We start from the raw sequence: 18,069 nt of genomic DNA, 5'->3' as shown, positions 1-18,069 counted from the left end.
ATGACACAGCCGCCGTCCATCCGCGACATCATCGATTTCTGGTTCCTGCCGCTCGGCCACCCCGATCATGGCAAGCCGCGCGACATCTGGTGGACCAGCACGCCGGAATTCGACGCCGAGACCGTCGGCCGATTCGGCACGGCGATCGAACGCGCCATCGCAGGAGAGCTCGATGCGTGGAAGGACTCGCCCGAGGGCGCGCTGGCGCTCATCCTTCTCTGCGACCAATTTCCACGAAACTGCTTCCGCAAGACGGCGCGCGCCTTCGCGGGCGATGCCCGGGCCATCGAAATTGCGCGTTACGCGCTCGCGCGCTTCTATCCGTCGGTCTTCCCCGTCGACATGCGGCTGTTCTTCTACATGCCCTTCGGCCATAGCGAGCAGCTCGCCGACCAGCAGCTCGCCTGCGCCCTGTTCGAGACGATCGGCGGCGAGAACAACATCAAGTCGGCCCTGGAACACCGCGACGTCGTCGCCCGCTTCGGCCGCTTCCCCCATCGCAACGAGGTGCTGGGCCGCAGCACGACGTCGGAGGAGCTCGAGTATCTGAAGAACGCCAACAGATACGGGCAGTGACGGCCTGCAAATTTCTTAGACGCGATGATCTGAGGTTCAACGAGAGAGCGCGCCGTCACCACCTGTTGTCATCCTGAGCGAAGCGAAGGATCTCACGTTCGCGACGGGGTGCTTTGGTCGTTCGGTCAGGTCCTTCGCTTCACTCAGGACGACAGCTGTCCGACGTCGCCCAGGATCTCGCGATAGAGGTCGGCCGTCGCGGTGTCGAAGCAGCAGAAGATCACGTGCTCGGGCATGCCGATCAGACGGACCTCGCGGACGGCGATGTCGGCGGCGGCCTCCTTGGGATAGCCGTAGATGCCGGTCGAGATGGCGGGAAAGGCCATGCTTCGCAGCCCTTCCACGACCGCCAGCGCCAGCGCGTTGCGGTAGCAGCGGGCCAAGAGCTCCGGCTCGCCCTGCGTGCCGCCGCGCCAGACCGGACCGACCGTATGAATGATGCGCCGCGCCTTCAGGCGATAGGCACTGGTGATCCTGGCTTCGCCGGTCGGGCAGCCGCCCAGCGTGCGGCACTCGGCCAACAGCTCAGGTCCGGCGGCGCGATGAATGGCACCGTCGACGCCACCGCCGCCAAGCAGGCTTTCATTGGCGGCGTTGACGATGGCATCGACGTCGAGGCGCGTGATGTCGCCCTCGACGATCTCGATGCGACTCATGCCGTTACCAGTAGCGGCCTCACCAATAGCGAACGGGGCCGGTGTCGATATGCACGAAGCCGGAGCGCGGATAGAAGCCGACGCCGCCCATGTTCAGCGAGCGCGCTGCCTGGCGGATGCGGAACACCGGGACGCCGGGGAAGCGGATGTCCATGGCGTTGCCATTCATGTGCTGGCTGTCGCGCGCCACGCCGCGGCTGACGCTGGCCAGCCAGGCATTGCTCTCGGGCGAGCGGAAGGCCGACAGGACCTCGACCTGGCCGCTGTACCCGGAGATGCGCGCGGTGTGCCACAGCACGTCGAACAGCAACGGGTCCATCTCGGTCGTGCCGCTGTCGCGGCTGTCGCGCAGGAACTGGTTCAGCTGGTCGAGCGCGCTGCGATGATAGGAGCCGTTCGACCAGTAGGTGACGGTCAGCTCTTCCTTGGTGTTGAAGTTCACCAGGCTGAGGCTGCGCGGGCTCGCGAGGTCGAGATCGGGCGTCGGAACCGGCGCGGCCAGGGCGGCGGCGGCCGGCGCGAACCCGCCGTAACGGGACGCCCGCATTTTCTGTTGTGTGGCGGGCGGTGCCTTCTTCTGCTGGGCGGCAGCCTTCTGCACATTCGCCGACCGCGCGGGTGCAGCGGTCGTCTTCTTCGTGGTAGCAGTCTTGGTAGTCGCGGTAGCGGCGGTCTTGACCTTGGGAGCGGTCGAAGCCCCTGTATTGGTCTGGGCGAAGCCGGTGCCGGCAAATGCCAACAGTGTCGCCAGGCTCAGTACAAAACTACGCATCCGTGCCCCGGTGTTGTTGCATTTTTGTCACAGACACCCTTATCAGAGACCCATTCTCGACTCAAAGTTAAATTCCTGTTCCCGGCCGACGGCGAGGCCGACGACCGCACCCACCATGCAGAGAGTTGGGCCGGTCAGGAACGCCCTCTGCGCCTGCCGGTCGATGGTGGCCAGGGTGCCGACGATGCGCCGTTCCCGATCGGTCGTGCCGTTTTCGATCAGCGCCACCGGGGTCGAGGCCGGAAGGCCATGCGAGATGAGCTGCGAGGCGATCTGCGGCAGCGCCCCCGTCCCCATGTAGATGACGACGGTCTGCCGCGGCCGGGAGAGCATCTTCCAGTCGAGATCGACCGTGCCGTTCTTCAGGTGCCCGGTGACCAGCACGCAGGCCTGGGCGTGGTCGCGATGGGTGAGCGGAATGCCCGCGCTCGAGGCACATCCCAAGGCCGCCGTCACGCCGGGCACGACCTCGACGGCCACGCCCGCCTTGACCAGCGCTTCGACCTCCTCGCCGCCGCGGCCGAACACGAAGGGGTCGCCGCCCTTCAACCGCACGACGCTCTTGCCCGCCCGGGCCAGCGCCACCAGCCGGTCGTTGATCTCTTCCTGCGGGACGCAATGGTTCGCCCGGCGCTTGCCGACATAGACCCGCTCGGCGTCGCGGCGCGCCAGCGAGAGGATCTCGTCCGAGACCAGCCGGTCGTAGACCAAAACGTCGGCACGCTGCAGCAGGCGGTGCGCCTTCAGGGTGAGAAGATCCGGATCGCCCGGCCCGGCGCCGACGAGATGGACCATGCCGACCGACGGCGCCTCGCTGCGGAAACCGTCCAGCAGCCGGATCAGTTCGCGGCGCGCCCCGATCTCGTCGCCGGCCAGGGCAAGCTCGCCGACCCGGCCCTCGAAGACGCGATCCCAGAAGCGGCGGCGCGCACGCGGCACGACCAGGGTGCGGCGCACCTGTTCGCGGAACATCTCGGCGAACCGCGCCAGCCGGCCCAGCGCCGCCGGCAGGGTGCGTTCGATCTCGGCGCGGATGCGACGGGCCAGCGCCGGCGCCGTGCCGCCGGTCGAGATGGCGATGGTGATGGGCGCGCGATCGATGATCGCGGGCATGATGAAGCTCGACAGGGCGGGACGGTCGACGACGTTGACCGGAACGCAGCGCCGCTGCGCGGCCGCCGAAACGCGCGCCTGTATCGACTCGTCCTCCGATGCGACGATGACCAGCGACATGCCTTCGAGATCGCCTTCGTCGAACGAGCGGCCGGCCCAGGAGACGTGTCCTTCGGCGATGAACTGGGCGACCTCGCCGCCGACCGTCTCGGCGATGAGCGAGACCTGGGCCCCGGCCTTGAGCAGCAGTTCGGCCTTGCGGGCCGCTGCGTCGGCGCCACCGACGACCAGCGCCCGGCGCCCCTGCACCGAGAGGAAGATTGGAAAAGCCTGCATCACGCGACCTTCTTCACAAGACGCGCGGCGCGTAGCAGGGCGCGGATTTCGGGACGGCAGGACCCGCAATTGGTGCCGGCATGGGTGGCCGCGCCGAGCGCCGCCAGCGACGCTGCCCCGTCGGCAATGGCCGCCTCGACGGCACCACGCGAAACACCGAAGCAGGCGCAAAGTTCGCCGCCGCGATGCGCTTCCGTGCCGCCGTTCAGCAACTCGTCGCGCTGCTCCATCGTCAGCCGGTCGAGCGCCATGTAGGGCGCCAGTCGGTCACGCGCCTCGACGTCATGGGTCGGCCCCAGCATCATCACGGCTTCGACCCGGCCATCGCTGATGACGGCGCCCACACCATTTTCGCCGATGAGCCACGGGCCGGGATTGGTGGTGCGCACGGCAGCGGACAGGGTGCGTCGTGCAGCCTCATAGGGCTGGTCGCCCGCAACGGCGTAGGCATTGAAGCCGGCGCCCCTGATTCGCGCCCAATATGGAATGTCCGGCAGCATGATCGGGCGACGAGCGAGAATCGTGCCATGCCAGCGCATATCTAAACGACGGATCTCGACGGGCGTGTGTTTGAGTTCGGGTTGCCCCGAGATGGGATCGACCGCCGGATTCACTGCAGCGTTGATGCGGCCCGCCCGACTCACCTGTGCGGTCCAGTGCATCGGCGCGAAGGCCTCGCCGATGCGTAATGAATCGGTCACATGAACGCGCAGGGCACCACGGCCCCACGCGCTCTCCACCTCCGCAATGTCGCCATCGGCAAGACCTCGCGCCGATGCATCGTGCGGATGCAATTCGATTGCGGGCTCCGGGCGATGGCCGGCAAGGCGCACCGACTTCCCGGTCCGCGTCATGGTGTGCCACTGGTCGCGCACCCGCCCGGTATTGAGGATCAGCGGGCGCACTTCGAGCGGCGCATTCACCGGCGGACGCGGCGTCGTGGCGATGAAGCGTGCGCGACGATCGGCGTGGAAGAAGCGGCCGTCGCCGAAGAAGCGGCGGTCGGCGGCACCGCCCCACACGAAGGGTCGAAGCGCATCATAGGCGGCATCGTCGATCGAGGCGCAGTCGCCAATGTCGAAGTCGCGCGTGCCGCCGTTCTCGAAGCCCGAGAGCGCGGCATGTTCGCGGAAGATGTCGGCGACCCCGCGCCAGGCGAAGGCGTCGCGATGCCCCAGGCGGCGCGCGATCTCGGAGACGATCCACCAGTCCTGCTTCGCCTCGCCGGGCGACGGCAGGAAGGGACGTTGGCGTGAGATGCCGCGCTCGGAGTTCGTCACCGTGCCGTCCTTCTCCGCCCAGGCGAGCGCGGGCAGCCGGATGCGGCAGGCATCGACCGTGTCGCTGGCGCGCATCGCCTCCGAGACAATCGAGTATTGGCAACCCCGCAGCGCCTCGCGCACCGCATCGGCATCGGGCAGGCTGGCGACCGGATTCGTCGCCATGATCCACACCGCCTTGATGCGGCCGGCACGAACGGCCTCGAACAGTTCCACCGCCTTGAGGCCGGGCCGGCTCGCCATGCGCGGCGCCCGCCAGAAGCGCGCGACCCGGTCGATTTCCGCCGGGCCGAAATCCATGTGGGCGGCGAGCGTGTTGGACAGCGCCCCGACCTCGCGGCCCCCCATCGCATTGGGTTGGCCGGTGATCGAGAAGGGTCCCATGCCGGGCCGACCGATGCGGCCGGTCAACAGGTGGCAGTTGATCAGCGCATTGACCTTGTCGACGCCGGCGCTCGACTGGTTTACGCCCTGGGAATAGAGCGTCACGACCTTCTCGGTGCGGGCAAACCAGTCGAGGAAAGTCTCGATGTCGGCCCGCGGCAGTCCGCAGACGGAGCCATCCGTCGCCCGCGCGGCGGCGAGCGCCGCGTCGAGCCCCGATGTGTGCCGCTCGACGAAGTCACGATCGACGACACCGCGGTCCGCGAGGCCGGCCAGCAGCAGGTTGAACAGCGCCACGTCGCTGCCCGGCTTCAGCGCGAGATGAAGATCGGCGATGTCGCAGGTCTCCGTTCGGCGCGGATCCACGACCACCACCTTCATCGACGGCCGCCTGTGCTTGGCCGCTTCGAGCCTCTGGAACAGAACTGGATGGCACCAGGCGAGGTTGCTGCCGACCAGCACCACCAGGTCCGCCTGCTCGAAGTCCTCGTAGACGCCGGGCACCGTATCGCTGCCGAAGGCGCGCTTGTGGCCGGCCACCGACGACGCCATGCAGAGGCGCGAGTTCGTATCGATGTTGGCGGTGCCGAGGAAGCCCTTGATCAGCTTGTTGGCGGCGTAATAGTCCTCCGTGAGGAGCTGACCGGAAACATAGAAGGCGACGGCATCGGGCCCGTGTCGCTCGATCGTCTCGCGGAAGCCGTCCGCCACCGTGTCGAGGGCGACCTCCCACGAGACTCGCCGCCCGTCGATCTCGGGATGAAGCAGGCGATCCTCGAGCGAGAGAGTCTCGCCCAACGCCGCGCCCTTGGAACAGAGCCGTCCGCGATTGGCGGGATGGTCATGGTCGGCCGCGATGGCCGCGCCGCCCTTCCCGTCAGGCGTCGCGACGATCCCGCACCCGACACCGCAATAGGGGCAAGTGGTGCGGACGGCGGCCGTCATGACGACCAACACAACCTCACCCTGAGGAGCACTCCGCGGGAGTGCGTCTCGAAGGGTGGGCACACGCACCGCGTCCGTTGCCCATCCTTCGAGACGCCGTGCTGCGCACGGCTCCTCAGGATGAGGGATCCAATTCCGGAGCGACCGCCCCTAGTACACATCGCGCTGATAGCGGCCTGCCTTGGCGAGGCCGTCCAGCCAGGCCTTCGCCTCCGTGGCACTTCTGCCGCCGGGTCCCATGGCAATGTCCATCAATGCGGTCTCGACATCCTTGGCCATACGCTTGGCATCACCGCAGACATAGAAGTGTGCGCCCTGCTCGAACCACGCCCAGAGCTCGTCTGCATTCTCGCGCATGCGGGTCTGGACGTAAATCTTCTCGGCCTGGTCGCGCGAGAAGGCGAGGTCCAGGCGGGACAGCACGCCCCGGCGTTGCCAGTCCATGATCTGGTCCTCGTAGAGGAAATCGGTCGCTCGCTTCTGGTCGCCGAAGAAGAGCCAGTTCTTCCCCTTGGCGCCGCGCGCGTCGCGTTCTTCGAGGAATGCGCGGAACGGCGCGATGCCGGTGCCCGGCCCGACCATGATGGCGGGCGCGCCATCGTCGGCGGGTGGCGCGAAGCCGTGGGCCTTCTGCACGAACACCGGAATGACGTCGCCCGGCTTGGCAAAGTCCGCAAGGTAGCAGGAGCCGATTCCGGTGCGGGTCCTGTCCTTGGTGTTCCAGCGCACCGCCGACACGGTGAGGTGGACCTCGCGGGGATGCGCCTTGGGCGAGGAGGCGATCGAATAGAGACGCGGCTGCAACCGGTCGAGCGACTTCAGGAGCCCGGGCAACGAAGGCGACACCGACGGGAACGCCAGCAGCAGATCCAGAAGATCGGCCTCGGCCAGCTCCGGCGGCCCCTCGCCCGCTGCCAGCGCCTGGAGCTTGAGCGCCTCCTCGCCGTTGAAGGCGCGCGTTGCCAGAAACAGCATGCATTCGTCGCTGGGGCGGGCGATGTCGACCTTGCTGAGCAAGGCCTGTCGCAACGGCAACGCCTCGCGATCGATGCCCACCATCTCCTCGCCTGTGGCGCCGAGGCGATCGAGCACCGCCTGCACGAGCTGCGGGTTCTTGCGGGCGAAGACGCCGAGACTGTCGCCGGCTTCGTAGGTGATGTCGCTCGCCGAGAGGTCGAGCACGACGTGGCGCACGTCCTTCTCCGACTCCGGGCGGCTGAGGGGATGGGCATCGACCAGAGTGGCAAGCGCGGGCCGGTCGCGCGAGAGGCCGACCGGGCCGGCGGGCTTAGTGGCCGGCACCGCCACGGGCGAACCAGCGCGCATCGGCTCGAGCGCGGTGACGAGTTCCTTCACTTTGCGCTGCGTTTCCTTGCCGCCCGGCACGCAGCGGCCCATGTCGGCCTCCGCGCCCGACCACAGCGCCTCGCCATAGGTCTGGCAGAGATAGCCGCACTGGCCGCAGTCGAGCTGCGCCATCGCGGCCATCAGCTGGCGCTCGGGCTTCGTGTCCTTCGCCAATTCCAGACGCTCGGCGAGCGACAGCGCGGCATCGTGCCAGGGGAAATCCTCGGGCTCGGTGGGCTCCGCCGCGACCGTGTCCGCAGCCTCGCCGTTCACGCCGAGATACGCGGCGAAGAAGCCGTTCAGCCAGGCCCGTTGTTCCGTCGAGAACGGTGCGTTCTCAGGGATGATCTGCGGGATCGGCGACATCGCGTTCATGCCGCGAGCGCCGACAAGGGTGCACGCTCCGCCAGATCGCGTAGCGCGGCGATGTCGTGGCGGCGGCAGAATTCGAAGAACGACTCGGCCGCCGACTTGCGGTGCGCGAGATAGGCCGCGAGCAGACTTTCGAGCAGCGGCGGCAGATCGTCGTAGGCCACCGAGGTCGCATACTCGCGCGCAATCGCCTGTTCGGCCGTCGAGGCCGCACCGCCGCCGATGAAGACGTGATAGCCCTCGACACTGTCGTCGCCACGCTCGACTTTGGCCGCAATCAGGCCGATGTCGCCGACATAGTGCTGGGCGCAGGAATGATGGCAGCCGGTCAGATGGATGTTGATCGGCGTGTCGAGGGCCACCCGCGCTTCGAGATAGTCCGCGAGCTTCAGCGCATGACCCTTGGTGTTCGCAGCCGCGAACTTGCAGCCGGCATTGCCGGTGCAGGCCACCAGGCCGCGCCGGATGGCGCTCGCCTCTACGCCGAGCCCGAGCGCGGCGATCGCCGCGATGCAGACGCCGACGTCGCGATCGGGCACGTCGGAGATCAGCAGGTTCTGCCACACGGTGAAGCGGATCGTGCCGCTGCCGAAGCGTTGCGCGATCTCGGCGATGCCGCGCATCTGCTCGGCCGTCACGCGTCCCACCGGCAGCACCAGGCCGAGATAGTTGAGACCCGCCTGCTTCTGGGCATGGACGCCGATATGGCCGTGCTTGTCGGCCAGCATACGGGGAGTCACCTGCGCGCCCGCGGCCCGGCGCAGCTTCGCGCCATGTTCCTTCTCGACCTCGGCCACGAAGGCGTCGCGGCCCATGCGGTCGATCACGTATTTCAGACGCGCCTTCAGTCGGTTGGTGCGATCGCCGTGGATCACGAAGGCCCGCACGACCGCGCCCGCCACAGGGACGCATTCCTCCGGCCTCAGCAGGATACCGGTCTCGAACGCGAAATCGAGATGGCCGGTGATGCCACCCAGCTGAAGGCGGAAATAGATTCCGGGCTCGAAGCCTTCGCCGCCCGTCACCTCGGTCGCGACGAAGCCGATGTCGTTGGTGTCCTCGAGCACCGGCACGCGACCGCCGCCGTCGAAGGCGATGTTAAACTTGCGCGGCAGGCCGTACATCTCGCGATGATTGAGGATGTAGTGATGCATGGCGCGGCACAGCGGCCGCGTATCGTAAAGTTCCTGCGGGTCGATACCGGCGGTCGGGCTGCCGGTGATGTTGCGGATATTGTCGGCGCCCGAGCCGCGCGCCGTGAGCCCGAGGTCCTGCACGGCCAGCAGCAGGTTGACCGCAGCCTGCGCAGGAATTTCGCGGATCTGCAGGTTGGCGCGGGTCGTCACGTCGGCATAGCCGCCACCGAACGCGTCCGCCGCGTCGGCCAGGCCGCGCATCTGCCAGGCGTTCAGGATGCCGTTGGGAATGCGCAGCCGGCACATGAAGGAATTCTCGGCCGGCGCGACGTAGAACAGCCCGTGATACTTGGTGAGGAAGACGTCCATGCCCTTGGGGAACTGCCCCGCCTCGGCGCGCCCCGCCACCTCGTCCCAGCGATCGAGCGGATGGCGCGCGCGCTTGGCCGTTTCCTCGGCGACCAGCTTGCCGCCCGCCGCCACGGCGCGGTCCTGGGCGGCGTACTGCAGCGCGTCGGGGCCGATCGGCGGCGCGGCCCCGGGACCGGGAGCGCGCGACGCAAGCTTGTCGGCCGCCTTGCGCGCTTCAATGCCGCTGACAAAGCCCTGCAGCCACTGCTTCTGAGCGTCGTCGAACTCTTCCGTCATGCGGCCCGTGCCGGCACCCTGTGGCGTGCATAGAGGAATTCGAGCACGGCGGCCCGACAGCGCGCATATTCGGCGTCGGTCGCGAGCTCGAGCCGGCGGCGCGGTCGCGGCAGATCGATCGGCAGGATTTCGCCGATGGTGGCGGCCGGACCGTTGGTCATCATCACCACACGGTCCGACAGCAGCACGGCTTCGTCGACGTCGTGGGTGATCATCAGCACCGTGTTGCCCAGCTTGGAGTGGATCTCCATGACGCTGTCCTGGAGATGGGCGCGGGTCAGCGCGTCCAGCGCACCGAACGGCTCGTCCATCAGCAGCACCTTGGGCTGCATGGCAAGCGCCCGCGCAATGCCGACCCGCTGCTTCATGCCGCCCGACACTTCGTGCGGCCGCTTGTCCTTGGCCTGGGCCATCTGCACCAACTCGAGATTGTGCATGACCCAGTCGTGGCGCTCGGCCTTGGTCTTCCCCTTGCCCTGGGATCCGCCGAACACCTTGTCGACGGCGATGGCGATGTTGCCGTAGACGGTGAGCCACGGCAGCAGCGAGTGGTTCTGGAACACGATGGCACGGTCGGGCCCGGGCTCGTCGACCACCTTGCCTTCGAGGAAGACCTCGCCGCTGGTCGATTTCAGCAGGCCGCCCAGGATGTTGAGCAAGGTCGACTTGCCGCATCCGGAATGGCCGATCATCGAGACGAATTCGCCCCGCTCGATGCGCAGGTTGACGTCGCGCAGCACTTCCGTCGCCATCTGGCCGCGGCGGAAGCTCATGCCGATCTGTTCGAACTTGAGGTAGGGCTGGGTGGTCATGGCCTGTGCTCCTACTGCGCCGAGACGCCGTGCGAGACGAAGTGACCGACCGTGGCGATCAGCTTGTCGAGCAGGAAACCGACGATGCCGATATAGACCAGGGCCACGATGATGTCGGAGATGCGCGAGCTGTTCCACGCGTCCCAGATGAAGAAGCCGATGCCGACGCCGCCGATCAGCATCTCGGCCGCCACGATGGCGAGCCAGCTCAGCCCCACGCCGATGCGCAGGCCGGTGAAGATGTAGGGCACGGTCGCAGGCAGCGTGATCTTGTAGAACACCTCCCACCAGGACAGACGGATCACCGCCGCGACGTTGCGATAGTCCTGCGGGATGTTCCGCACGCCCACCGACGTGTTGATGATGATCGGCCAGATCGAGGTGATGAAGATCACGAACAGGGCCGAGGGATCGGCATGGCGGAAGCCCGCCAGCGACAGCGGCAGCCAGGCGAGCGGCGGCACGGTGCGCAGCACCTGGAAGATCGGATCGAGGCCACGCATCGCCCAGGTGCTCTGGCCGACCAGCACACCCAGCGCGATGCCGACCACGGCGGCGAGGCTGAAGCCGATGGCAACGCGCCCCAGGCTCTTGGAGATCTGCCAGAAGGCGCCCTTGTCGATGCCGCCATTGTCGTAGAACGGGTCGGCGATGAAGTCCCACGCGTCCGACACCACCTTGGTCGGCGGCGGCAGGCGCGCGCCGGGCTCCGAGCACAGGAGCTGCCAGACGAACAGCGTGATCGAGAGCACGATGAGGGGCGGCAGGACGACCGCCACCAAATGACGCGCGAGCTCCATCGCGCGCTCCACGACCGGCCGCACGGGCGGCCGGAAGGCAACGATCTCGGCGGAGGATTCCGGCACGGGAACGGCGGTGGCCACGGACACGGCGGCTTTGGCGGCTGCCTGCATCACGCCACCTTCTTGATCTGAAGGGCGGCGAGATAGGCCTTTGGATCGGCCGGATCGAAAACCTTGCCGTCGAAGAAGGTTTCCTTGCCGCGCGACGTGCCGGCGGGCATGTCGCTGGCCGCCACACCGATCGCCTTGGCCGCCTCCCGCCACAGATCCTCGCGATTGACCTTGCCGATGATCGCCTTGGTGTCGAGGTCGGCGGCCATCATGCCCCAGCGCTGGTTCTCGGTGAGGAACCACAGCTCGTGGCTCTGGTAGGGATAGGAGGCGTGGTCGCGCCAGAACTTCATCGACAGGTCGCGATTGTCGATCTTGCGGCCGTCGCCGTAGTTCACCTTGCCTTCGATGCGGTTGATGATGTCGGCCGGCGGGCAGTTGAACCATTGGCGCTTGCCCACGATCTCCGACAGCTCCTTGGCGTTCTCGAGCTTGTCGCACCATTGCGCGGCTTCGAGGACCGCCTGCAACACGGCCAGCGCCGCCTTGGGATTCTTGTCGACCCAGTCGGCGCGCAGGCCGAGGCTCTTTTCGGGATGGTTCTTCCAGAGATCGCCGGTGGTGCACGCGGAATAGCCGATGCCCTGGTTGACCAGCTGTTCGTTCCACGGTTCGCCGACGCAGAAGGCTTCCATGCTGCCGACCTTCATGTTGGCAACCATCTGCGGCGGCGGCACGACGATGGTCGAGACGTCCTTCTCAGGATCGATGCCGCCGGCGGCCAGCCAGTAGCGGATCCACAGATCGTGGGTGCCGCCGCGGAAGGTCATGGCGCACTTCACTTCCTTGCCGCCGGCCTTCATCTTGGCGAAGGCGGCCTTGAGCGGCTCCGCATTGACGGTTGCGCCGGTCGGCATCAGTTCCTTCGCGACGGAGATCGCCTGTCCGTTCGTGTTGAGGCGGGACAGGATGTACATCGGCACCGGCTTGTTCTCCGGCGTCGTGAGGCCCAGCGAAATCTGGTAGGGCTTCGGCGTTAGGATGTGGGCGCCGTCGATTCCACCCGACCCGGAGCCCAGCACGATGTTGTCGCGCGTGGTGCCCCACGAGGCCTGCTTGGCGACGTTGGCGTCGGTGATGCCGTACTTGTCGAACAGCTTCTTTTCCTTCGCCACGATCAGCGGCGAGGAGTCGGTGAGCGCGATGAAGCCCAGGGTGACCTTGTTGGTCTCCGGCCCGGCGGCCTGCGCGAAGGCGCCGCCCGGGAACGAGGCGCGCACCGCGCTCATCAGGGCGGCCGTCGCCGTGACGGCACCGGCATTCTTGAGGATCCGGCGACGGCCCAGGCCTTTGCGGGCGTTGCTATTTTCCATGAAGGCTCTCCTGCTGTTTGAATGTCGTTGAGGTTTCTTTGCTGGGGTCGAACACCGACCCGTCGAGGAAGCTGTCCGGTCCCATCGCGACCGGCGCGCCGTTGGTCGGGAGGATCCAGGGATCCGGATGGGCGCCTTCGATCTTGCGGTCGCTGAGCGGGCACGGCAGGCCGAGCTCGCTGGCGGCGGCACGGTAGATGTCGCTGCGGAACACCCGGTCGGCGACGGCGCGCATGTCGGGACGCGGCGCCACCTGGCCCCAGCGCACCATCTGCGACAGGTACCAGTCGGCATGGCTGCGCCACGGGAAGTTGGCGAGCTGGCGATGGAAGATGTGGAAGTCGGGCATGCCGAGCGACCGCGCGATCACGTCGGCGGGCACATTGAGGAAGCGCGGCGTCGCCAGGATGCGCGCCGCCTCGGGCCGGTTGGCCGGCTCGTCGAGCCAGGCGCCGGCCTCGGTGATGGCCTTCACCAGCGCGATCAGGGTCTTCGGGTTGCGCTGCGCCCAGGCCTCGGTGGTACCGAGCATCTTCTCCGGCATCGAATCCCAGATCTGTCGGCTCGACGCCGCGATGCGGCCGATGCCGAGAGTGGCGGATTGCTGGTTCCACGGCTCGCCCACGCAGTAGCCGTCGATCGTGCCGCCCGAGAGATGGGCCACCATGTGCGGCGGCGGCACGACGGTGAGTCGCACGTCGCGATCCGGATCGATGCCGCCCGACGCCAGCCACAGCCGCAGCAGGTGGTTGTGCGAGGAATAGGTGAAGACCGACGCCAGCGTGACGGGCGGCCGGCCCTCGCGGGCGCGGCGCGCGACGACGGCAGCCAGCGCCCGCACGTCGAGCGGCGCGCCGGCCGGCAGGCTCTCGCCCACGAAGTCGGGCGCGGCTTCCTCGATCTCCCGCCACAGCGCGTTCGACAGGGTGATCGAGTTGCCGTTGAGATGCAGCGTCATGGCCGCGATCATCGGGACGTTGACGCTGTCGATGCCGAGCGTAGTGGCGAGCGGCATGGGCGAGAGCATGTGGGCGGCATCGAGCAGGCCGACCGCAAGCTTGTCGCGTATGTTCGACCACGAGACTTCGCGGCGCAGTTCCACGTCGAGTCCGTGGCGCTCGTAGAGGCCCAGCACCTCCGCGAACAGCAGCGGTGCGCAGTCGATGAGGGGAATGAACCCCACCGTCACCTTCGGTCGCTCGACTTGTCCCACGACGCTCGACTCCAAAAAAAAAACGCCCCAGACGGCCGCATGATTGCGACCGTGTGGGACGTCGTTGTCCGGGAGGGCAGACCGCCATTGGCCTGCCCGAAAATTCAGGAGCCGCCCGTCATTGGGCGCCTCACCGGTAGATCAGCACGAAGCGTGCCAAGCGCGCGCGGCAACCCGAGCGCCGATCAAGCGACTGATTTGTCTGGGAAAAGTGCGCGCCGCGATCTTCATGTCTCGCGGCCTGGGTTGCCCTGCCTGCTTACAAACACGGCATGGTCGCCGCATAGGCAGGCATCATCCGCAATCTGTCATCCTGAGCGCAGCGAAGGATCTCCCGCAAGCCACGGACTCGGTAACTGCTGGCCATCATGATCGTTCGGTGAGGTCCTTCGCTGCGCTCAGGACGACAAAATCGATCAGAATTTCAGCGCCTTGGCGTAGGTCAGGAGATCCTGCGCGACTTCGCCGATGCGCTTGTTCTGGTCCATCGCGAGCTTGCGCAGCAGCTTGTAGGCCGCTTCCTCGCCGATGCCCTTCTGCTCCATCAACAGGCCCTTGGCACGATCGACGGTCTTGCGCTCGACCAGCGACAGGCGCGCGCGCTCCAGCTCCTCGCGCATCGAGTGATAGCGATTGAAGTGCGCGACCGCGACATCGACGACCGGCTGCACGCGATCCTGGGTGAGTCCCTTCACGACATAGGCCGAGACGCCGGCCTCCATCCCGGCGGCGATCGTCGCGGGATCGGAGCGGTCGGCAAAGAGCGCGATCGGCCGCGGCTGCTGCTCGGTCGTGCGCCGCAGATCCTCGATCGCGTCGCGGCCGGGATTGTCGATGCTGATCACGATGACGTCGGGTTGCAGGACGCTGACGCGCGTCGCCAGATCATAGGTGCCGTCCAGTCGCGCCAGCAAAACGTAGCCGGCATCGCGCAGCCCCGACTCCACGATCTCGGCGCGGGCGGGATTGTCATCGATCAGCACGACGGACAGCGGTTTAGACACGGGCGGCGGCTACAACTCTCTTCAAGCCGCGGGGCGCAACTTCCGTGCCACCGATGTTACGGCGCCGATTCGACGCGCTTTCCGTCCACCCAGCGTCCCGGGCTCGACTTGCCGTCGGCATCGGTGACCTGGCCGTAGCCGTTGCGCTGTCCGCCGCGAAAGCCACCCTCGTAACGCTCGCGCTCGCCGATCCGTTCGACGCCCGGTCCGTCGAGGACGTCGCCGTGAAACTCGCCGCCCTGCACGACGTTCGGATCGACCAGCGTGCGGCGGATGCCCGGTCCCTCGAGACGGCCGCCGACGAAGTTGCCTTCGGACCGTTCGACGCCGGGCTTCTCGCGCAGGCCCAGCCCGGTCGACTTGCCGTCCTTCCACTGTCCGGCGTATCGCGTGTCGTCGGCGAGCCGCACCGTGCCGAGACCCGTCATCAGGTCTGCGCTCCAGTCGCCGGCCTGGCGCTCGCCATTGCCCAGTTCGGCGACGCCAAGCCCCTGCCGCTTTCCGTCGACGACCTGGCCGACGTAGCTCGCGCCCCCGCTGTAGCTGAGACGCTCGCCGTTCTCGAGATCGGGACGCGCAGCCCGGGCCGCCACGATGCGCGCTTCGCCCGCCATGGCGCGCGCGGCGCGGGCCGCTTCCTCGGCGCGCTCGAATGCGGCCCTCGCCTCGGTCGCCGCACGCGTCGCCTGCTCGGCCAGCGCCTTCTGGGCCGATGTGTCGGGCGCCGCGACGGGCGGCCTGGCGGGCACCGGGTTCGTCGGGACTGGAGGGACAGGCGACGGTGTTGCCGCCGCCTGCGACGGTTCCGCCGGCCCGCCAATGGGGACGGGCGACGGCAGGTTTGTCTGTGTCTCCACCGCCGGCGCGCCAAGGAAGCGTTCGCGAATTTGCGGCGCGTACTTCCAGGTCGCCGCGGCAGCCAGCACCAGCAGCACGATCGGCAGGCGCCGGCGCACAAAGCCCTTGCGCCGCGCGACCGGCGCCCCGGAATCGATCTCCTCGGTCGGCGGCCGGCTGGCGCCACCGAGCCGCGGGCCCGACGCGACCTGCGGCGGCACGGGCTCGGCAGTCATGCGTTGCGTCGGCGCATCCTCGATACGCGGCAGCGCCCCACCGAACAGCGTGCGCCACTCGGCGATGGATTGCGGCCGCTGCTCCGGCGCGAAGGCCAGGCCGCGGTCGATGGCCGACAGCATCGACGGATCGAAGCGGTCGGCATGGGTCGCCACGAGCGGCCGGTACGGGTCGGTGCCCACCCGGCTCACAGCCTCGGGGGGCGGGGAACCCGTGATGGTGTGATGCAGTACCGCCGCCGTCGCGTAGATGTCGGTCCACGGCCCCTGCTTGCCGTCCATCGCGTATTGCTCGATCGGCGCATATTGCGGCGTCAGGATGCTGGTCAGGGTGCGCGTGCGGCCGCCCATCGCCTGACGCGCGGCGCCGAAGTCGATCAGGATCGGCACGCCGTCGCGCCGGACGATCACGTTCGACGGCTTGATGTCGCGATGCAGGAAGCCCTGGGCGTGGACGGCGCCGAGGCCGCTCAGCATGCCTTCGGTCAGGCGGCGGATTTCGTCGGGCTGCAGGCGGCGGCCGGGCTGGCGCAGGAGCTGTGCCACGCTGTGGCCGTCCTCGAACTCCATGACCGTATAGGCGGTGCCGTTGGCTTCGAAATAGCGCAGCACCGGCACGATATGCACGTGACGGAAACGCGCCAGCGCCCGGGCCTCGTCGAGAAAACGCTCCCTGCCCCAGGTGAAATCATCGGCGAAGCGCGACCCGCGCGGCGCCACCTGGCCATCGCCCCGGCGCGTCGCGAACTCGACAGGCATGTATTCCTTGATGGCGACGAACTTGGCGAGCTGGGTGTCGAAGGCCCGGTAGGTGATGCCGAAGCCGCCATGGCCGATCAGGGCGTCGAGGCGATAATCGCCCAGTCGCGTGCCGACCGGCAAAGCTTGATCGTGTTCTGCTGTCATGGGCACGCGCAACCTCGCCCCCTAGATGCGCGCTCTGGGGCAGCCGCACAAGCGGCTGAATCGTGACTAGCGGCTGGCGTCCGAGGCGACGAAAGACCGGAGCGGGCCGGCGTCGCGCATTTCGGGCATGAGCTGCATGATCATCAGAAGGACGCAAAGGCCGATCGCCGTCAGCATCGTGGCAGGACCCGTGCGCAGATAGGGGGTGGGCGTCGAGGCCCGTCGCTCGTCCGTCATGTCGGACAACTCCAAAAAAAATCGACTTCGTCAAAATAGCGATGGCTCGAACGGCCCTGAAAATGGACCAAGCCTGAGACGGATCATAAATCAAATCGCCCGAGAAATCCAACAAAGCCATGGAATTCCAAAGGTTTAATAGATGATGTGAAGAACAAAAGCGAACCCCACAAGGCATGGCGTAGGACTTGCGTCACAGTCGGGGTCCAAGATCGGCCGCGAACTCCGGCGCCAGCCGGGTTAGGATCGTTCCATGAATACAGCTCCACGCGACAATGTCAGGACCCTGGTCCTGACCGGTGCAAGCCGAGGCATCGGCCATGCGACCGTCAAGAAATTCAGCGCCAATGGCTGGCGGGTCATCACGATCTCGCGCCAGCCCTTCAGTGCGCTCTGCCCGTGGCCGAGCGGCGGCGAGAATCATGTGCAGCTCGACCTCGCCGATCCCGTCGATATCGGCCGCGGCATCGAGCAGATCCGCTCACGCCTCGCCGGCGGCCGGCTCGACGCGCTGGTCAACAACGCCGCCATCTCGCCCAAGGGCAAGGGGGGTGGGAGGCTCGGCGCGATGGACACGCCGTTCGATCTCTGGCGGCAGGTCTTCAACGTCAACTTCTTCGCCCCCGTGGCGCTGGCCCGCGGCCTGGTCGACGAGCTGTCGAAGGCGCAGGGATGTGTCGTGAACGTGACGTCGATCGCCGGCAGCCGCGTCCACCCGTTCGCGGGCTCGGCCTATGCGACCTCGAAGGCCGCCCTCGCGGCGCTCACCCGCGAGATGAGTCACGATTTCGGACCGCGCGGCATTCGCGTCAATGCGATCGCGCCCGGCGAGATCGACACCGCCATCCTGTCGCCCGGCACGGAGAAGATCGTCGAGGAGCAGATCCCGATGCGACGGCTCGGCACGCCCGACGAAGTGGCAGACGTGATTCACTTCCTTTGCGAGAAGGGATCGAGTTACGTTTCCGGCGCCGAGATCCAGATCAACGGCGGCCAGCACGTCTGAACTTCCTCCCCCCATTCGAATAGGAA

15 protein-coding genes are annotated in these 18,069 nt (G+C 67.4%); 2 read left to right on the top strand and 13 right to left on the bottom strand.

Translation table 11 applies throughout. The features are described from left to right. On the top strand, nt 1-576 hold the full coding sequence (locus ACO07K_RS26095) for a DUF924 family protein (RefSeq protein WP_422033110.1): 576 nt from the start codon (nt 1-3) through the stop codon (nt 574-576). Between the two features lie 143 nt (nt 577-719). Here ACO07K_RS26095 and ACO07K_RS26090 read toward each other — a convergent pair whose 3' ends face one another. The 13 genes from ACO07K_RS26090 to ACO07K_RS26030 form a co-directional block, all read right to left on the bottom strand. Next, on the bottom strand, nt 720-1,232 hold the full coding sequence (locus ACO07K_RS26090) for an O-acetyl-ADP-ribose deacetylase (RefSeq protein WP_422033108.1): 513 nt from the start codon (nt 1,230-1,232) through the stop codon (nt 720-722). Between the two features lie 19 nt (nt 1,233-1,251). Further along, a complete protein-coding gene (locus tag ACO07K_RS26085) occupies nt 1,252-2,004 on the bottom strand; it encodes a DUF882 domain-containing protein (RefSeq protein WP_422033107.1) in 753 nt (250 codons plus the stop codon). A 42-nt stretch (nt 2,005-2,046) separates the two neighbouring features. Further along, entirely contained in the window at nt 2,047-3,453 is a 1,407-nt protein-coding gene (cysG, locus tag ACO07K_RS26080; RefSeq protein WP_422033105.1) for a siroheme synthase CysG, read from the bottom strand. Next, nucleotides 3,453-6,062, bottom strand: a complete 2,610-nt coding sequence (locus ACO07K_RS26075; protein ID WP_422033103.1) for a molybdopterin-dependent oxidoreductase — start codon at nt 6,060-6,062, stop codon at nt 3,453-3,455. The genes cysG and ACO07K_RS26075 overlap by 1 nt, the downstream gene beginning before the upstream one ends. Before the next feature lie 150 nt (nt 6,063-6,212). Beyond that, nucleotides 6,213-7,784: a sulfite reductase subunit alpha gene (locus tag ACO07K_RS26070; RefSeq protein WP_422033101.1), complete on the bottom strand. Its 1,572-nt coding sequence runs from the start codon at nt 7,782-7,784 to the stop codon at nt 6,213-6,215. Continuing rightward, nucleotides 7,781-9,565 (bottom strand): NirA family protein, encoded by a 1,785-nt coding sequence (locus ACO07K_RS26065; protein ID WP_422033099.1) that lies wholly within the window; start codon nt 9,563-9,565, stop codon nt 7,781-7,783. The genes ACO07K_RS26070 and ACO07K_RS26065 overlap by 4 nt, the downstream gene beginning before the upstream one ends. Further along, nucleotides 9,562-10,377 carry an ABC transporter ATP-binding protein gene (locus ACO07K_RS26060; RefSeq protein ID WP_422033097.1) on the bottom strand — a complete coding sequence of 272 codons (816 nt, stop codon included), beginning with the start codon at nt 10,375-10,377 and terminating at the stop codon, nt 9,562-9,564. Before ACO07K_RS26060 ends, ACO07K_RS26065 begins: the two co-directional genes overlap by 4 nt. A gap of 11 nt (nt 10,378-10,388) precedes the next feature. Continuing rightward, nucleotides 10,389-11,291, bottom strand: a complete 903-nt coding sequence (ntrB, locus tag ACO07K_RS26055; RefSeq protein ID WP_422036709.1) for a nitrate ABC transporter permease — start codon at nt 11,289-11,291, stop codon at nt 10,389-10,391. Further along, nucleotides 11,291-12,604 carry a CmpA/NrtA family ABC transporter substrate-binding protein gene (locus ACO07K_RS26050; protein ID WP_422033095.1) on the bottom strand — a complete coding sequence of 438 codons (1,314 nt, stop codon included), beginning with the start codon at nt 12,602-12,604 and terminating at the stop codon, nt 11,291-11,293. The genes ntrB and ACO07K_RS26050 overlap by 1 nt, the downstream gene beginning before the upstream one ends. Next, nucleotides 12,594-13,817, bottom strand: coding sequence for a CmpA/NrtA family ABC transporter substrate-binding protein (locus tag ACO07K_RS26045; protein WP_422033093.1), 1,224 nt, complete (start codon nt 13,815-13,817; stop codon nt 12,594-12,596). Before ACO07K_RS26045 ends, ACO07K_RS26050 begins: the two co-directional genes overlap by 11 nt. Before the next feature lie 416 nt (nt 13,818-14,233). After that, nucleotides 14,234-14,821, bottom strand: coding sequence for an ANTAR domain-containing response regulator (locus ACO07K_RS26040; RefSeq protein ID WP_422009585.1), 588 nt, complete (start codon nt 14,819-14,821; stop codon nt 14,234-14,236). A 56-nt stretch (nt 14,822-14,877) separates the two neighbouring features. Further along, on the bottom strand, nt 14,878-16,800 hold the full coding sequence (locus tag ACO07K_RS26035; RefSeq protein ID WP_422033091.1) for a protein kinase domain-containing protein: 1,923 nt from the start codon (nt 16,798-16,800) through the stop codon (nt 14,878-14,880). A 66-nt stretch (nt 16,801-16,866) separates the two neighbouring features. Next, nucleotides 16,867-17,037, bottom strand: coding sequence for a hypothetical protein (locus ACO07K_RS26030; protein ID WP_298309673.1), 171 nt, complete (start codon nt 17,035-17,037; stop codon nt 16,867-16,869). Between the two features lie 253 nt (nt 17,038-17,290). Here ACO07K_RS26030 and ACO07K_RS26025 point away from each other — a divergent pair, with 253 nt between their 5' ends. After that, nucleotides 17,291-18,043, top strand: coding sequence for an SDR family NAD(P)-dependent oxidoreductase (locus ACO07K_RS26025; protein WP_422033089.1), 753 nt, complete (start codon nt 17,291-17,293; stop codon nt 18,041-18,043). Nucleotides 18,044-18,069: the final 26 nt, after the last annotated feature.

The organism is Reyranella sp. (assembly GCF_965228225.1).
Taxonomy (GTDB): Bacteria; Pseudomonadota; Alphaproteobacteria; order Reyranellales; family Reyranellaceae; genus Reyranella.
This window is presented reverse-complemented; position numbering and strand designations above follow the sequence as displayed.

What these genes read in the sequence shown, in the direction of transcription:
- ACO07K_RS26095 (WP_422033110.1), top strand. Translation starts at nt 1, where the DNA reads ATGACACAGCCGCCGTCCATCCGCGACATCATCGATTTCTGGTTCCTG.
- ACO07K_RS26090 (WP_422033108.1), bottom strand. Translation starts at nt 1,232, where the DNA reads ATGAGTCGCATCGAGATCGTCGAGGGCGACATCACGCGCCTCGACGTC.
- ACO07K_RS26085 (WP_422033107.1), bottom strand. Translation starts at nt 2,004, where the DNA reads ATGCGTAGTTTTGTACTGAGCCTGGCGACACTGTTGGCATTTGCCGGC.
- cysG (WP_422033105.1), bottom strand. Translation starts at nt 3,453, where the DNA reads ATGCAGGCTTTTCCAATCTTCCTCTCGGTGCAGGGGCGCCGGGCGCTG.
- ACO07K_RS26075 (WP_422033103.1), bottom strand. Translation starts at nt 6,062, where the DNA reads ATGACGGCCGCCGTCCGCACCACTTGCCCCTATTGCGGTGTCGGGTGC.
- ACO07K_RS26070 (WP_422033101.1), bottom strand. Translation starts at nt 7,784, where the DNA reads ATGAACGCGATGTCGCCGATCCCGCAGATCATCCCTGAGAACGCACCG.
- ACO07K_RS26065 (WP_422033099.1), bottom strand. Translation starts at nt 9,565, where the DNA reads ATGACGGAAGAGTTCGACGACGCTCAGAAGCAGTGGCTGCAGGGCTTT.
- ACO07K_RS26060 (WP_422033097.1), bottom strand. Translation starts at nt 10,377, where the DNA reads ATGACCACCCAGCCCTACCTCAAGTTCGAACAGATCGGCATGAGCTTC.
- ntrB (WP_422036709.1), bottom strand. Translation starts at nt 11,291, where the DNA reads ATGCAGGCAGCCGCCAAAGCCGCCGTGTCCGTGGCCACCGCCGTTCCC.
- ACO07K_RS26050 (WP_422033095.1), bottom strand. Translation starts at nt 12,604, where the DNA reads ATGGAAAATAGCAACGCCCGCAAAGGCCTGGGCCGTCGCCGGATCCTC.
- ACO07K_RS26035 (WP_422033091.1), bottom strand. Translation starts at nt 16,800, where the DNA reads ATGACAGCAGAACACGATCAAGCTTTGCCGGTCGGCACGCGACTGGGC.
- ACO07K_RS26030 (WP_298309673.1), bottom strand. Translation starts at nt 17,037, where the DNA reads ATGACGGACGAGCGACGGGCCTCGACGCCCACCCCCTATCTGCGCACG.
- ACO07K_RS26025 (WP_422033089.1), top strand. Translation starts at nt 17,291, where the DNA reads ATGAATACAGCTCCACGCGACAATGTCAGGACCCTGGTCCTGACCGGT.